This window comes from Vibrio sp. 10N.286.45.E10 (assembly GCF_002874195.2).
Classification (GTDB): Bacteria; Pseudomonadota; Gammaproteobacteria; order Enterobacterales; family Vibrionaceae; genus Vibrio; species Vibrio crassostreae.
Window position 1 is genome coordinate 2311415 of record NZ_MCWD02000001.1, and the last position, 15915, is coordinate 2327329.

Annotated in this window: 16 protein-coding genes; 11 read left to right on the forward strand and 5 right to left on the reverse strand. The window is 44.1% G+C overall.

Features of this window, described 5'->3' with window-relative positions; all coding sequences use genetic code 11:
• The first annotated feature begins 746 nt into the window (after nt 1–746).
• Both BCU34_RS10190 and BCU34_RS10195 read left to right on the forward strand, forming a co-directional pair.
• Nucleotides 747–1031 (forward strand): hypothetical protein, encoded by a 285-nt coding sequence (locus BCU34_RS10190; protein WP_055319552.1) that lies wholly within the window; start codon nt 747–749, stop codon nt 1029–1031.
• A gap of 57 nt (nt 1032–1088) precedes the next feature.
• Nucleotides 1089–1532, forward strand: coding sequence for a YaiI/YqxD family protein (locus tag BCU34_RS10195; RefSeq protein ID WP_009847429.1), 444 nt, complete (start codon nt 1089–1091; stop codon nt 1530–1532).
• Nucleotides 1533–1644: 112 nt separating this feature from the next.
• Here BCU34_RS10195 and BCU34_RS10200 read toward each other — a convergent pair whose 3' ends face one another.
• The 3 genes from BCU34_RS10200 to BCU34_RS10210 all read right to left on the reverse strand — a co-directional run bounded on the left by BCU34_RS10200 (nt 1645) and on the right by BCU34_RS10210 (nt 4006).
• The gene (locus tag BCU34_RS10200) at nt 1645–3231 is read right to left on the reverse strand and encodes an AbgT family transporter (RefSeq protein ID WP_048661211.1); all 1587 of its coding nucleotides are present in this window, start codon (nt 3229–3231) and stop codon (nt 1645–1647) included.
• 388 nt (nt 3232–3619) lie between these two features.
• A complete protein-coding gene (gene ykgO / locus BCU34_RS10205; RefSeq protein WP_004734365.1) occupies nt 3620–3745 on the reverse strand; it encodes a type B 50S ribosomal protein L36 in 126 nt (41 codons plus the stop codon).
• Nucleotides 3746–4006 (reverse strand): type B 50S ribosomal protein L31, encoded by a 261-nt coding sequence (locus tag BCU34_RS10210; protein ID WP_048661210.1) that lies wholly within the window; start codon nt 4004–4006, stop codon nt 3746–3748.
• A 123-nt stretch (nt 4007–4129) separates the two neighbouring features.
• Here BCU34_RS10210 and tsaA point away from each other — a divergent pair, with 123 nt between their 5' ends.
• From tsaA to BCU34_RS10240, 6 genes are all read left to right on the forward strand, one after another.
• A complete protein-coding gene (gene tsaA, locus BCU34_RS10215; RefSeq protein ID WP_102432056.1) occupies nt 4130–4825 on the forward strand; it encodes a tRNA (N6-threonylcarbamoyladenosine(37)-N6)-methyltransferase TrmO in 696 nt (231 codons plus the stop codon).
• Nucleotides 4826–4926: 101 nt separating this feature from the next.
• Nucleotides 4927–6642, forward strand: a complete 1716-nt coding sequence (locus BCU34_RS10220; RefSeq protein WP_102333426.1) for a proline--tRNA ligase — start codon at nt 4927–4929, stop codon at nt 6640–6642.
• A gap of 190 nt (nt 6643–6832) precedes the next feature.
• Entirely contained in the window at nt 6833–7522 is a 690-nt protein-coding gene (locus BCU34_RS10225) for a tellurite resistance TerB family protein (protein WP_102478913.1), read from the forward strand.
• A gap of 167 nt (nt 7523–7689) precedes the next feature.
• A complete protein-coding gene (locus BCU34_RS10230; protein ID WP_008222923.1) occupies nt 7690–7893 on the forward strand; it encodes a YaeP family protein in 204 nt (67 codons plus the stop codon).
• A gap of 1 nt (nt 7894) precedes the next feature.
• The gene (locus BCU34_RS10235) at nt 7895–8086 is read left to right on the forward strand and encodes a DUF4250 domain-containing protein (RefSeq protein WP_029235125.1); all 192 of its coding nucleotides are present in this window, start codon (nt 7895–7897) and stop codon (nt 8084–8086) included.
• Nucleotides 8087–8318: 232 nt separating this feature from the next.
• Nucleotides 8319–8645: a hypothetical protein gene (locus BCU34_RS10240; protein WP_017063350.1), complete on the forward strand. Its 327-nt coding sequence runs from the start codon at nt 8319–8321 to the stop codon at nt 8643–8645.
• Between the two features lie 463 nt (nt 8646–9108).
• On the opposite strand, the gene glyA is transcribed toward BCU34_RS10240, so the two are convergent.
• Nucleotides 9109–10359, reverse strand: a complete 1251-nt coding sequence (glyA, locus tag BCU34_RS10245) for a serine hydroxymethyltransferase (RefSeq protein ID WP_004738553.1) — start codon at nt 10357–10359, stop codon at nt 9109–9111.
• A gap of 347 nt (nt 10360–10706) precedes the next feature.
• Between glyA and BCU34_RS10250 the strand changes: the two genes are divergently transcribed.
• The 3 genes from BCU34_RS10250 to BCU34_RS10260 all read left to right on the forward strand — a co-directional run bounded on the left by BCU34_RS10250 (nt 10707) and on the right by BCU34_RS10260 (nt 13977).
• The gene (locus tag BCU34_RS10250; RefSeq protein ID WP_061032592.1) at nt 10707–11309 is read left to right on the forward strand and encodes a YitT family protein; all 603 of its coding nucleotides are present in this window, start codon (nt 10707–10709) and stop codon (nt 11307–11309) included.
• 88 nt (nt 11310–11397) lie between these two features.
• On the forward strand, nt 11398–12915 hold the full coding sequence (locus BCU34_RS10255; RefSeq protein ID WP_102432633.1) for a winged helix-turn-helix domain-containing protein: 1518 nt from the start codon (nt 11398–11400) through the stop codon (nt 12913–12915).
• Between the two features lie 147 nt (nt 12916–13062).
• Nucleotides 13063–13977, forward strand: a complete 915-nt coding sequence (locus BCU34_RS10260; RefSeq protein WP_102432634.1) for a hypothetical protein — start codon at nt 13063–13065, stop codon at nt 13975–13977.
• A gap of 145 nt (nt 13978–14122) precedes the next feature.
• Here BCU34_RS10260 and treC read toward each other — a convergent pair whose 3' ends face one another.
• Nucleotides 14123–15808 (reverse strand): alpha,alpha-phosphotrehalase, encoded by a 1686-nt coding sequence (gene treC, locus BCU34_RS10265; RefSeq protein WP_102478914.1) that lies wholly within the window; start codon nt 15806–15808, stop codon nt 14123–14125.
• Between the last annotated feature and the right edge of the window lie 107 nt (nt 15809–15915).

Below are 15915 nucleotides of genomic sequence, written 5' to 3' on the forward strand. Positions count from 1 at the left end.
GTTGCGCTCTTAAATGAAGAAGCTCTTAGATAAAGACGCTCTAGATTTAAAAGAGTCTCCTAGATAGAGAAAAGCCTCAGGAAAAGAAAAGCCCCGACACCGAAGTGTCAGGGCTAGGGTCTTACTCGCAGCAGTCCGGCTACTAATTAATGCTCCATGCATCATCCATAATAGTGGCTGTAATCCTTCAGCTCTTTCCTTTACTTCGCCGTCCTAGCGGTGTCCAATCATCCTGAAAGCTAACAATCCTAGTTAGCGCACATCACTTGTTCCGTGAGCGGTGTCCTTTGCATCGTCCTGATGCTAATCCAACCCTTTAATCCTAAAGGTGTCCATTGTCATTCCGTTGCAGCTAACTTCCTGTTAACTGACTGTATCCCTACAATGTCCTTACGCTCCATGCTTGATCACTCAATCCTAAGTAACCAAATCTTCATCCTGAAGATAACCAAATCCTTGGTGCTTTCCTGTTCCGTGTCAGAATCCTTCCGACAAGGTTTAATTTACGCGATTTAGGGTTTCGGACAATAGATTTGCATCACACTTTGAATTCATCCGAGTTGTTAATTATATAAAACAATTAAAATTCAAAAAGTTAACTATATGCATATCAATCTCTCTAGACAACTATTCGTGTTATCTCACAGCCTTTGTAAGAGATCTCTCACACGCCATGGGATGTTTTATGATTCGCTATCATCCAGCGGAGCGAGTAAAATGATTGAAGACTAAAAATGGAGGTCAACATGCTGACAAAAGATGTTTCTGAAGAGTTGAAATCAGTGCTTGAAGGACTGCAAGCACAAGGTAAAGAGCCGACCGTTGCATTAGTGAAAGCTCGTATGAGTACATCGGTTCCAATGCCTGCTTTAATCACAACCATCAAGAGCTGGAAAAGTGCGAATCGCGTTCCTAAAGTTGAAGTCGCGACACAAGAAGAGCCGGCACTAGACCGTGTTGGCCAACTGGAAAAGCAAATCCTTGAACTTACTGCTCGCGTTGCCACGCTTGAAGCCAAATTAACTGAGTAATAAGTTAACCGAGCAATAAGTTGACAGATAAATAAGCGAATAGAGAAATAGAACACTATGAAGATATGGGTTGATGCGGACGCTTGTCCAAAGGTTATCCGAGAAACAATCGTACGCGCAGCTGAGCGCACAGGGGTTGAATGTACCTTTGTGGCAAACCATCTGGTTCCCGTTCCTAAACGCAATAACATTCACTCGATTCAAGTACCAAGCGGATTTGATATTGCTGATGATGAAATCGTAAAGCGCACTGAACCTGGCGATCTTGTGATTACATCCGATATCCCTCTGGCTGACGAAGTGATCACCAAAGGTGGCCAAGCTCTCAGCTCTCGTGGTGAGCTTTACACCAAAGAGACCATCAAAGCACGTCTGAATATTCGTGACTTTATGGATACCATGCGCTCAAGTGGCATCCAAACGGGTGGCCCAAGTGCCTTATCACAGACCGATCGCCGTGAGTTCGCCAACCACCTCGATCGCCTGCTAGCAAAACGCTAACAATCTAATTCTAGATTAACTTAGTTCTATCTCTTCATGACAAGAACAAAAAAACCTGCAATCAATGCAGGTTTTTTATTGTCGATTAAAAGGGGGCTCCCCTACTCGACCACTAAGGCGTGTAGTAAGTTGCAGCGCCCGGACCTACTGGTAGGCCAAATACGAATACCCAAACGTAGAACATTAAGCTCCAACCAACCAAGAATACGATTGAGTATGGAAGCATAGTTGCAATCAAAGTACCGATACCTAAGTTCTTCATGTAACGCGTCGCTACAGCAAGGATAAGACCGAAGTAGCTCATCATTGGAGTAATGATGTTCGTTGTTGAGTCACCGATACGGTAAGCCGCTTGAATCGTTTCTGGTGCGTAGCCTACTAGCATTAGCATTGGAACGAAGATAGGTGCTGTAACGGCCCACTGAGCAGAAGCCGAACCGATCATCAGGTTAATGAAGCCACACATTAGGATGAATGCGAAAAACAACATTGGACCCGTTAGGCCGATATCCTGTAGGAACGTAGCACCTGCAACTGCGAATACTTGACCGAAGTTAGTCCACTTGAAGAAAGCAACAAACTGAGCAGCAAAGAACACAAGTACTATATACATACCCATTGAAGACATAGATTTAGACATTGCATCGATTACATCACGGTCGGTTTTCATTGTGCCGGTAACTTTACCGTAAACGAAACCAGGAACTGCGAAGAATACGAAGATGAACGCTACGATACTTTTCAGGAATGGAGAACCTGAAACCGTACCTGCGGCTGAACGTAGAACGCCGTCAGCTGGAACAATCGTCCAAGCAAGAAGTGCAGATACCGCTAGCACTGCGATACCCGCAAGCTTAAGGCCTTTCTTCTCAACGTCTGTTAGTTTACCCATCGAATCATTTGATAGGTCTTCAGACGCTTCTTCATCGTTGTATTTACCCAGTTTTGGCTCAACAATCTTCTCAGTTACAAATGCACCTGTAATCGCAATGAAGAAAGTCGAAACAAACATGAAGTACCAGTTTGATTCAGGACCGACGCTGTAAGTCGGGTCGATCATTTGTGCTGCTGTTTCTGTAATACCAGAAAGCAGTGGATCAACCGTACCGATTAGAAGGTTTGCAGAGTAACCACCAGATACACCAGCAAATGCTGCCGCTAGACCCGCTAATGGGTGGCGACCCAAAGAGTGGAAAAGCATTGCTGCAAGAGGGATAAGTACTACGTAACCAAGCTCTGAAGCCGTGTTAGAGATAATACCGGCAAAAACTACGGTTACCGTAACCATACGCTTAGATGCGCCCATTACCATGCCACGCATCGCCGCAGATAATAGACCTGAGTGTTCAGCAATCGCTACACCTAGCATTGCAACAAGCACGGTACCTAATGGCGCAAAGCCAACAAAGTTTTTAACTAGATTAGTAACAATGAGCTGTAAGCCTTCAGCGTTAAGTAAGCTTACAACGTAGATCATGCCGTCAGCAGCACGACCTGGAGCACCTTCTGGGCGAGGGTCCATAACAGACACTTCAAAATATCCAGCGATACCTGAAGTAACTAGAATAGCGACGCAGAAGATTGCGAAAAGAGTGATTGGGTGGGGTAATAGGTTCCCCAAATATTCAACACCATCGAGAAAACGGGTAAAAATAGGTTTCTTTGGCGAGTTGTTTTTTATTGAAGCTGATGAACTCATCAGTTCCCTCCTTGTAGTGATTCCTATGCAATTGTGACAAAAATGTTCAAATTGCCAGCGAAGGGTACGCGACAAAATTATCAATTAGAAATTCAAAATGTTACAAAATGTGTAACAAACGACGATGTTTAACTCTATTTGAACAATTAATTAGCAAATAAATCTACATTAAATACAAAATCTAGATTTATAATTCACAACTACGCATTCACTACAAATATACCTAACGATATAACCTATTGATTCACTTAAAAATAAAACACATCGTACGCTAAATAAACACTCTATCTTTAATCAGGTTCCTCTTGAGGGAAAAGAAAAGCAGGCAAATGAATGAAGTTTGACTTTCCCCTCGTTTTTTACACACGTGTCACATCAAATTGACGGCTTATTTCTGAACCGCTTTGAATCTCGGATTAGTTTTACAGATAACATAGTGTCGGCCTCTGCGTTTTACTATCTGACAATCCGGGTGACGGCTCTTTGCACTTTTCAGTGATTTCACGACTTTCATTTATTTCGCTCCCTTACCTAGTTGACCAAAACGACGAGTGAAGTTCGCAACACGTCCCTCTTTATGTAGCACTCTCTGTTTACCGGTATAGAAAGGGTGCGACTTTGACGACACCTCAATCGTGAAGTAAGGATAAATATTACCGTCTTCCCATTCGATAGTACGGTCTGTTTTTAGCGTTGAGCCGATTAAGAAGTACTCATCGACACTGGTGTCATGAAAGACCACGGGACGGTAATCTGGATGGATATTCGGTTTCATTGTATTTCCCTCAATAACTAATTTGATATGTTATAACATTTCAAATGATAATTATTATCAAAGGAAAAACAAGCAATTTTATGATATTTTTCCGTCTTAATCGTAATCAGAGAACACCCAACTATGTACACCATTGAACCTGTTGGCTTTATTGACTCTCCTTATAAAGAGAAGTTCGCTGTGCCAAGGCAGCCTAGGTTGGTACCCACATCCACCTCAAGAGTCAGGTTAGTTGATGCAGCAAACTGCCTTGAGTCTGTTCGTGGTATTGAGCAATTTAGCCATGTTTGGTTACTATTTCTGTTCGACAAGAACCTTGAAGCAGGCTGGAAACCAACCGTGAGGCCACCTCGCCTTGGCGGGAATGAACGTATTGGTGTATTCGCGTCTCGTGCCACATTCAGACCGAATGGAATTGGCATGTCTGCGGTTGAACTAAAAGGTGTGTCTCAAGAGAAAGGACAAACTTGGTTGGATCTCGGCAGCGTCGACTTAGTAGATGGCACACCGATCATCGACATCAAGCCTTATATCCCCTACTCAGATTCGATTCCGGACGCATTGGGAGGGTTTGCTGCCGATGAACCAGAAGTGCTCGAAGTTAACTTTTCTCAGCAAGCGCAAAGTAAGCTAGCCAGTCATCCACAAGCGCGCCATATCGTTCAGGTGATCAAAGAAGTATTAGGCCAAGATCCTCGTCCTGCCTATAAGAAAGGTAAACCTGACAACAAGGAATATGCGGTAAATTTGTTCGATCTTAACGTGAAATTCGTAGTTGAAACACTTTTCATCAATGTAACTGACATTGAACGCTTTTGAGATCCCAAATAGGCTGATATTATATGCGGCTATATCAGATTTGCTGTGGTCACGAACGACAGCAAGTTTTCTTTTGTCAATGATGAAACGGATACCATAGAATGCGTACCAGTAACTACCTTCTTTCTACTCTGAAAGAGACTCCAAACGACGCAGAAGTTATCAGCCACCAGCTGATGCTACGTGCAGGTATGATCCGTAAGCTAGCTTCAGGTTTATATACTTGGCTACCTACTGGTCTACGTGTACTGCGTAAAGTCGAAAATATCGTTCGCCAAGAGATCGATAATGCAGGTGCCGTTGAAATCTTGATGCCCGTAGTTCAACCGTTTGAGCTTTGGGAAGAGACTGGCCGTTCTGAAAAGATGGGTCCTGAGCTACTTCGTTTCACAGACCGTCACTCTCGTCCGTTTGTTCTTAGCCCAACAGCTGAAGAAGTAGTGACGAGCCTAGTACGTAACGAGATCAGCTCTTACAAACAGCTACCTTTAAACCTGTACCAAATCCAGACTAAATTCCGTGATGAGCGCCGCCCTCGTTTTGGCGTAATGCGTGCACGTGAATTCTCTATGATGGATGCGTACAGCTTTGATATCGATAAAGAAGGCTTAGAAAAGTCTTACCAAGCGATGCACGATGCTTACTGTAAAGCATTCGACCGCATGGGCCTTGAGTACCGTCCAGTATTGGCAGACTCTGGCGCAATCGGCGGCAGCGGCTCTCAAGAGTTCCACGTTCTTGCTGAAAGCGGCGAAGACCTAATCGCATTCTCAACTGAGTCAGATTACGCAGCAAACATCGAAAAAGCAGAAGCACTTGCTCCTACTGAAGATGCTGCAGCACCAACTCAAGAGATGGAACTGGTTGATACACCAAACGCGAAAACTATCGCAGAATTGGTAGAGCAACACGGTCTAGCAATCGAGAAGACAGTTAAGACTCTATTCGTTAAAGCTTCTGATGAAGTAGAAGCAGATATTATTGCTCTGATCATCCGTGGTGACCACGAGCTTAACGAAGTGAAAGCAGAGAACCTTCCACAAGTTGCTGCTCCGCTAGAGATGGCTTCTGAAGAAGAAATCCGCGCACTTGTTGGTGCAGGTCCAGGTTCACTTGGCCCTGTTGGCCTAGAGCTACCATTCATCGTTGACCGCTCTGTTGCTGTAATGAGCGACTTTGGCGCTGGCGCAAACGTAGACGGTAAGCACTACTTCGGTATTAACTGGGGTCGTGATGTTGAGCTTGCTCAAATTGAAGATCTACGTAACGTAGTTGAAGGCGACCTAAGCCCATGTGGTCAAGGTACAATCCAACTTAAGCGCGGTATCGAAGTTGGTCACATCTTCCAACTGGGTAATACTTACTCTAAAGCAATGAACTGTAACGTGCTTGGTCCTGACGGCAAGAGCGTAATCCTAGAAATGGGTTGTTACGGTATCGGTGTTTCACGTGTTGTTGCATCTGCTATCGAGCAAAACCACGATAAATTCGGTATCACTTGGCCAGACGCACTAGCACCGTTCCAAGTTGCTATCGTACCAATGAACATGCACAAATCTGAGCGCGTTAAAGAAGCAGCTGAGAAGCTATACGCTGAATTAACAGCTATGGGTATCGAAGTTCTATTCGATGACCGTAAAGAGCGCCCAGGTGTTATGTTTAAAGATATCGAGCTAGTGGGTATTCCTCACACTATCGTTATCGGTGATCGCAGCATGGACGAAGGTAACTTCGAATACAAAAACCGTCGTACTGGTGATAAAGAAGCTATCGCAATGGACACGGTTATCGAGCACCTTAAAGCTCAACTAGCTTAGTAATCAGATTACTCACTAGATAAACATTGAAAGGCTACCATCAGGTGGCCTTTTTTATACCTATTTTTTCCCTTCAAACTCCCTTCTATTTATCAGTAGAGTAAATAAGGTAAGTTAATCCCCTGTTCATCTTCAAATCCGTATATTGGTGTCATCAACTTTTTGGACATGCTCACCATTGGAGGTATCGATGGATATCAAAAGCTTACTTAACCAAGCACTTAAGTCAGATCTCGTTAAACAAGGCACTCAGAAACTTTCACAAGGGTCTTCAAGTTTAAGTGGCCTTTCTCAAGGCAACAATGGCAAGAGTAGCAGTAAAAGTACACTCGGAGCCTTCGGTGCAGGCGCTGTTGGTGGCGGGCTATTAGGTGCATTAATGGGTTCTAATAAAACCAAGAAAATGGGTAAGAAAGCCGCAGGTATTGGTGGCGCAGCAGCTCTGGGCGCTCTCGCTTACAAGGTCTACAACGACTACCAATCTAAACAAGGCCAAACACCGAATGCCGAGCAAGCTCAATTTGATGAGAACGACTCAAACCATAGCGTACTGATTCTCAGATCAATGATTGCCGCATCCAAAGCCGATGGCCATGTCGATGAAGAAGAGATGGCTAAGATTGAACAAGCCGTCGAGAACATGGGTGCCGATTATCAACTGACTAAATTGGTGTCTGAAGAGTTGCACAAACCACTCGATCCAAGTGAAATCGCTCAACTCGCGACATCACCGCAACAAGCCAGCGAAATCTACTTAGCCTCTTTGATCGTAGCCGACGAACAGAACTTCATGGAAAAGGCGTACCTCAAAGAGTTAGCCAAACAACTCAACCTTGCTGATGAAGTGACTTATCAACTTGAACAGCAAATATCTGGTTAAGTGGTCAATATCCGGCTAATTGGCAAGCTAGCAAGTGATATGTTGAGCATCAACAGAATGAGATATTGAGCAAGAACAAACTAACTCTGAACTTAATCAGATCCACTTTGTTTTTGCTTATCTCTATGTGTATATTGAGATCAGTTATCATTTGGTTAGGTATAAAAATGAAAGTATACGATTGTTGTGATTTGGTGCGTGAACTGTATTCTCAAATTGGCAGTGGCGACCAAGGCTATATCCCGAAAGCGATCACCTGCGCGGTAAAAACATTGAATGACCTTGCTGCAGACGAATCTCTTCCTAAAGAAGCGCGTGAGCGTGCAGCCTTTGCCGCTGCAAACCTGCTGATCTCAGATTTCGAGGACTAATATGAACCTCGCTAATTTTGAAAAAATGGATCCTGTAATGTTGATGAGCATCGTCAACATGAAGCTACGTGACGACTTCGGCGGTGATATAGATCGAGTGGTCAACTTCTACGAGATCGACAAAGCAGCATTGATCGCTAAACTTGCGTCAGCTGGTTTTGAATTCCTTCCAGAAGCCAAACAGTTTCGATAGTCATTTAAAACAAGCTTGATTTTGAAAGGCCAACCTCAGTGTTGGTCTTTTTTATTGGTGATACGTATTGGATAAACATGCAGTTAGCCAATTATAAATTGTCTGTCTACATCTATACTTTTATATCTTAGAGTCAACGAGCGCTCCTTGAACCAAAGCGTATTGTTGTATAGGCTACCTGAAATAGCATATAAAACTCATCAATCAATCTGATGATAGCGAAGGATTAACAATGAAAAGACTCGGACTTTTGGCAGTTTTCGCAGCAACACTGACTGCAGGTTGCGCTTCAAATACACAGCAAGACAACTTTCGTGAAGCCTCTTTTGAGCTGTGTAACACCGAAGTCGATATTTACTCAGTAAGCCATGATGAAAGAGTGCGTATTGTCTGCTCTGATGGCTCTAAATTCGCTCTGAAAAGCGAAGACACACTAGAAGTGATGCGTGACATCAATATCGACTACTGTGACGGCGAAGGCTTAGGAAAATTCAACGAGAGCCGCCATTATTACTCATTCAAGTGTAAGTCTGGCACCCTGCTTAGCATCAGAAAGTAGAACCAACATAAGAAAACCACAAAGGGTTGATGTGCAGACATCAGCCCTTTTTAGTACCCGCCTTTCTGCATTCTCATATAACCCAACTCCATACCGACAGATACCAAAAAGGCCCCTAACAAGGAGCCCTTCAAATCGTACTTTCAATCAAATAGCTTAAGTTCAAGGAACAGGCGCGGAGTTTTCAGCACCTTTCCCTAAAACAAAAAGAGACTCAATGAGCCCCTTTAAAAGTATTTTTCAAAGTAGTCGTTTGAAATTCTAGGAGAGCACGCGGAGCTTACGGATGTAAGTGAGCATGCTCGACAACGAAGTACCTCAAAAACAAAAAAGGCCCCTATCAAGGAGCCTTTAAAATCATCATTTTTCAATCAAATAGCTTTAGTTCAAGGAAAAGGCGCGGAGTTTACGAATGTAAATGAGCACCTTTGACACAGAAATTAAGCTATTTGAGCCAGAAAAATTAAGCGTAAACCGGTAGACGCTTACAGATTTCTAGTACTTTTGCTTTCGTTGCTTCGATAACAGACTCATCGCCCATGTTATCTAGGATGTCACAGATCCAACCTGCTAGCTCTTTCGCGTCTGCTTCTGAGAAACCGCGACGAGTGATAGAAGGAGAACCGATACGGATACCTGAAGTAACGAACGGGCTACGTGGATCATTTGGTACTGAGTTCTTGTTTACTGTGATGTTTGCTGCACCTAGTGCTGCGTCTGCTTCTTTACCTGTGATGTCTTTGTTGATTAGGTCAACTAGGAACAGGTGGTTCTCTGTAGAACCTGAAACGATGTTGTAACCACGCTCAAGGAATTCAGCAACCATTGCTTTTGCGTTAGCAACTACACGTGCTTGGTATTCTTTGAACTCTGGCTCTAGAGCTTCTTTGAACGCTACTGCTTTACCAGCGATAACGTGCATTAGAGGGCCACCTTGACCGCCTGGGAATACTGCTGAGTTCAGCTTCTTGTAAAGGTCTTCGCCTTCGTTAGAAAGGATTAGACCGCCACGTGGGCCTGCTAGCGTTTTGTGCGTTGTTGTTGTAACAACGTGCGCGTGTGGAACTGGGTTCGGGTAAACACCTGCCGCGATTAGACCCGCTACGTGAGCCATATCTACGAATAGGTAAGCACCTACTTTGTCAGCGATTTCACGCATGCGCTTCCAATCACAGATTTGAGAGTAAGCAGAGAAACCACCGATGATCATCTTAGGTTTGTTCTCGATAGCCAGCTTTTCCATCTCTTCGTAATCGATTTGGCCTGCTTCGTCGATACCGTAAGGGATGATGTTGTAAAGCTTACCAGAGAAGTTTACTGGAGAACCGTGAGTTAGGTGACCACCGTGCGCTAGGCTCATACCTAGAACTGTGTCGCCTGCGTTCAGTAGCGCCATGTATACAGCGTTGTTTGCTTGAGAACCTGAGTGAGGCTGTACGTTCGCGTACTCGGCACCAAACAGCTCACATGCACGTTCAATTGCTAGAGTTTCAACTTTGTCTACGTACTCACAACCACCGTAGTAACGCTTGCCTGGGTAGCCTTCAGCGTATTTGTTTGTTAGCTGAGAACCTTGAGCTTCCATTACACGTGGGCTTGTGTAGTTTTCTGAAGCGATAAGTTCGATGTGCTCTTCCTGACGAAGAGTTTCTTCTTGGATAGCTGCGAATAGATCCGCATCGTAATCAGCAATGTTCATGTCACGCTTAAGCATCTGTATCTCCTGACTCAGATTGTACTGAAAGTTTCAAAAAAACCACACAACGACCGAAAGCAAACGTTTCCGTCACCGTTTTGATGTGACGCATTCTACATAATTTGATCTAGGTCATAAAGAGCTAATTGCAATTTTATCATGCAGTTTTTTCATAATCACAAATAAGATTCATCATGGTTATTGGGCTTATCCAACCAAAGATGTTCCTTACTGTCAATTTTACGATTTACACCCTGTAAAACGCAGATTACATAGGTTTACCTTAATTTTGCCCCTCTAGCTACCGAAAGCTTAAGTTTTTCTCTACTATGCACGCCTTTATTGATTAGGTAATTATTAAAACGATGGAAAAACACTCACGTAAAGAAGATTGGATTGCAGTCCTGACGGGCACGTTTTTAGTAGCGTTAGGCGTCTTCTTTTTACAGTCTGCGCACCTGCTTACCGGTGGTACTACTGGTTTGGCTCTACTGCTGAGTCAATTTTTGCCTGTAACCTTCGGTATTCTATACTTTGTCGCTAACTGTCCATTCTATCTATTGGCGTGGAAACGTTTTGGTCGCAGCTTTGCGATCAGCAGTGCGATTTCCGGCGCTTTAGTGTCTGTGTTTGCCGATCATTTATACTTGGTTATTTCGCTCGAAGTTCATAATGAGATCTACTGTGCAGTAGCCGGTGGTTTATTGATGGGCTTGGGTATGCTGATCTTATTCCGTCATCGCTCAAGCTTGGGTGGATTCAACGTCTTGTGCTTATTCATTCAGGATCGCTACGGTATCTCAGTAGGCAAAACCCAAATGGCTATTGATGCGTGTATTCTGTTTGCATCATTCTTCTTCGTATCGCCTTGGGTGATTGCGGTTTCTGTATTGGGCACTGCGGTATTGAACATCGTATTAGCGATGAATCATAAGCCTACACGCTATTCGGTGAACTACGCGTCTTAACGCCAGCTATCCAATCAATGAATTACTAGCTGTTTTTCATAACGAAAACAGCTAGTATTTAGCTTTTATAAGCTACCCCTCTTTCGTTATGCAAGATTACCTCTCCAGCGCCAAAGACACTCAAACCTCGATCTTCATTGAAGGTTTAGAATTCAACCCAATGACACGTGTCTTGAGTTGCAACGAGCAGGTCATCGATTTAGAGCCTCGTTCTATCGAGTTACTTGAGCTATTTCTCACGAGCGTCGGAGAGCCATTAGCGGCAGAGCAAATTATCGCGACGGTTTGGCAAAGTAATTTCATATCCAAAAACGTACTCACCAACCGAATCAGCACACTTCGCTCGGTACTACAAAAACACTTGCCAGAGAACGACGCTACCAAAATTTTGGTCACTTACCCACGCAAAGGCTACTTTCTTAGCCCTAGCTCGGTCAGTTTATCTAATGCAGCATCTGAAACAGCAGAAACAGTTTTGGAAACAGAACAACCTAAAGCGCGAAAGACTCCGACGCTAGTGACCTCTGTTCTCCTGTTAACGACTCTGGTGTTACTGATCACTACAGCAAGCTTGGGTTACATGTTATGGCATTCGTCGAACCATGCCTCTGAGGTTGAACGTGAACAGAGGTTAATTCCTAAGGTTGAGCTGCTACTCAATCGCATCGATGCGGTCGGTGACAATGCAAGACATTATCGCAAGATGGTTAAAGCTCTGTTGCTTCAACAACAAATTGAGTACGCCTATACCGATTTAGCCAACCAAGATGCCCCAAGTTACTTCCTAGACCCGGTAGATAGCTCTCCTTTCTTCCCTGGCGCAAAGAACATGCGCACCAGTGACTATCTGCTTAATATTCAGCTGAAGGACCAAGAGGTCGACAAACGACTCGCAGCCAAGGTCAGCCTTATCTACCCGAGCTCAGGTAAGCTTGCCTTTCGTGGCGTTTACTCTATTGAGATAGATAATCTCAGCGAGAGCTTGATGGAGATTAACCAAGAACTTGCGAGCTACTTTGCTCTGCCTGCTCCGCTCTATCCGGAATGGTCTGTCGACAATCACGCATTAAGTGCTCTATTGAATGGCACGACTATCGATCTTGAGAACGTACCACTCAACGTGATGACCTCAACGCTGATCGCTCGCCAGCTAGCGCTATTTGAGACAGATCACCAGCGACTGATTCGATTTACTAGCCTAGTGCAAACCCACTTTAAGTTGATTCCAGACGAACTTAAGCTGTGGCTGGGGATTATTCACTTCAAGTTGAGAGATCTGCAAACTTCGAAGGAATTCTTAACCAACACCGCCGGAAACTCGACTATCGAAAATGCTCTGGTTTATATGGTGGTATCTCACATCGCTTATAAGCAAGGAGACATGGATAAGTTTCGCCTCAACTACATGGAGTCTTTGGTTGCCTTACTACGAGTCGTTCCATCGGAAGAACTGTTTGCGCGCTTATCCAAGCCAGAGTCAAAATCGACCTGCCTTCAGCCTTGGAAAAATCTAAAACTCAGTGTCAATGAGCCGCTGATCATCAAGCAGTGGGAGAATCTGATGCTAAATTACTGTACCGCTGTCGGGCATCAACTATCGAACTAAATAATATAAAATCATTAATAACAGCAACTTAAATATAAATTAAGGTTTCATGTATCTTCATTTTTTGCCCTACAAACCCTCATATCAATAGCATTCCTAAAAACATCCGACCGCTCACGGTCAACAACATTATTAGGAATGCTTCACATGAAAAAAACCATGACGCTGCTTGCGACTTCTCTTTTTGCTCTTTATGGCTGTGGCGGCGGAGGCGGCTCTTCGTCTGGTTCAACCAATGGCAATAAAGGCCCAAGCAATCAAGTCGATTACCCAATCAATGACTCTCAATTCGCGCCTCAAGCAAGCACAGCATTAAAATACGCATTTACCAAAGATGGTGAAACTGAAGGCTCGATGACGATGAACTTCACGCCGTTAAGTGGTGAGCTCGTCATTGCAGGTTTAGAATCAGAGTCAGGCAATGAAGCGGAAATTCAAGTTATCAACGACCTGATCAATTACGGCATCACCGAGTTTTATGTCTCTGAAGACATCATGACGAATGCTGAAGGCACACAAGAAGACGGCAGCATTTATTTTGCAGGTCCTGACCGTGGGTTACACGAAATCACCAATGCTTACTTCATTGGTAGCCAATACATCACAAGAATGATGTACAGCAGCCCACTGTTCCGTTTGAAAGGAACAGACGTAAAAGAGAGCAACCCAATTATTGATATCAGCGAAGAAACCATTTCAATGCAAATTACGCTTGATGGAGAAGCCGTCGCGAATATGTTGAGTGACTTTGAGGATCACCAGTGGGTGCAATCACTGCCAACTGATGCGTCATGCCAAGTTACTTGGCAGCAAGAAATCAATGAAACAGGTGTACGTAAAAGCTTCACTGTTTCGGGTAAATCGATCGAAGCTGCGAATCTTACGGAGAAAAACACTTACTACATTGGCTGTGTCGGTATGGATTCAGCAGAGTTTGGCACATCGTCTGAGCGCTGGTTCAACCCAACGATTGGCCTGATTGAGCAGATTGAATTGATGTCAGTGGAACAATCTACTATTGAGGAATCAGCAGCTAAGCTGACAGCAATAGAAAAAACGTAGTGATACTAACTGCAGCACACTGATGTAAAAAAGGCTTTGGGGAGCAATCCAAAGCCTTGTTGGTAAGCTTATGACCTACTGGGGTACTAAAGGTCATGAGCTTTATTTTGTGTTTAGATATACCTTAATAAAGTGACCTAGCTACCTAGCCCTCAATCAACAAAATACGAGTCTCATAAGGGCGCAATACTTGATGATGCGATGTTACTGAGTCGTCTGTCTCTTGATAGTTAGCAAGCAAGCACTTGGCATTCGTCATATCAAAACGTTCCGGTAAAACACATTCCGTCTCTTCACCATAATAGTTATTAACACACAGCAGAGTCTGCCCTTCGCTCTCGCGAGAATACGCAAATATAGATAGGTGCTCAGGTAGCAAATCTTGATAACTACCATGAGTAATCACAGGCACCTCTTTACGAAGTTCAATCAAACTCTTGTAGAAGTAAAAAACAGAGTCTTTATCTTCTAGCGCTTGCTCAGCATTGATCTCAGGGTAGTTGTTCGCAACATCCAACCATGGCTGAGCCTTCGAAAAGCCCGCGTGCGCTTCACTGTTCCACTGCATCGGCGTACGAGAGTTATCACGAGATTTCTGTGCAAGAATCGCCATCATATCTTGATGAGCCACACCATCACGGTTAACCATGATGTCATACATGTTGGTGCTCTCTACATCACGATACTGGCTTATCTCAGTATAACCCGGGTTAGTCATGCCAATCTCTTCACCTTGATAGATATACGGCGTGCCTTGCATCATGTGTACAGACGCAGCCAGCATCTTCGCCGACTCAACACGATACTGCTGATCATCACCTAAGCGGCTCACCACTCGCGGTTGGTCGTGGTTACACCAGAACAATGCGCCCCACCCTTTGCCGTTCAAGCCTGTTTGCCAATGATTGAAGATCGACTTGAGCTGTAAGAAATCAAACGGCGCATTAGTCCACTTCTCACCATTGGTGTAATCGACCTTAAGGTGGTGGAAGTTAAACACCATTGATAGCTCGCTGTTATCAACATTTGAGTATTGCTGACAATGCTCCAACGTAGTTGAAGACATCTCACCTACAGTCACGCTGCCGTACTTCTGGAATACTGCTTCGCTGATCTCTTTCAGGTATTCGTGTACACGTGGGCCATCAGTGTAAAAACGACGACCATCACCGATATCATCGTTAGGAAAATCTTGTTGTTTCGAAATAAGGTTGATCACATCCAAGCGGAAACCATCAACGCCCTTCTCTGCCCAAAAGCTGATAACGTCCTTCACTTCTTCGCGTACAACTGGGTTCTCCCAGTTGAGGTCAGCCTGTTCTTTGGCGAATAAGTGTAGGAAGTATTGCCCAGTCGACTCATCTAGTTCCCACGCATTACCACCGAACTTAGACTGCCAGTTAGTTGGTGCTTGGCCATCTACTGGATCTTTCCAGATATAGTAGTCGCGGTATGGGCTGTTTTTGTCACCCAATGCCGACTGAAACCACGCATGTTCTGTTGAAGTGTGGTTTACCACGATGTCCATCACGATACGAATACCACGTTGGTGCGCTTCAGCCAGCAATAAGTCGAACTCTTCCATGGTGCCGAATTGCGGGTTAATCGCGTAGTAATCTGAAATATCGTAGCCGTTATCGATCATTGGGGAAGCGTAAACTGGGGTTAACCAAATTGCATCCACACTCAAGTGTTTAAGATAATCCAGTTTTGAAATGATCCCTTTGATATCGCCAGTACCTTTACTGCCACTATCACAAAAGCTCTTTGGGTAGATTTGATAGATGGTTGCGGTTTTCCACCAACTTTCATCATGCTCAGTCATCGCCATCTCTAACACTCACTTACCAGAAAATATAAAATAAAAATCACCATGTGAATCATGGTCGAATAGCCGTTATAACTAAAAGAAAAAGCTATAACTAAGAGAAAAAGCGA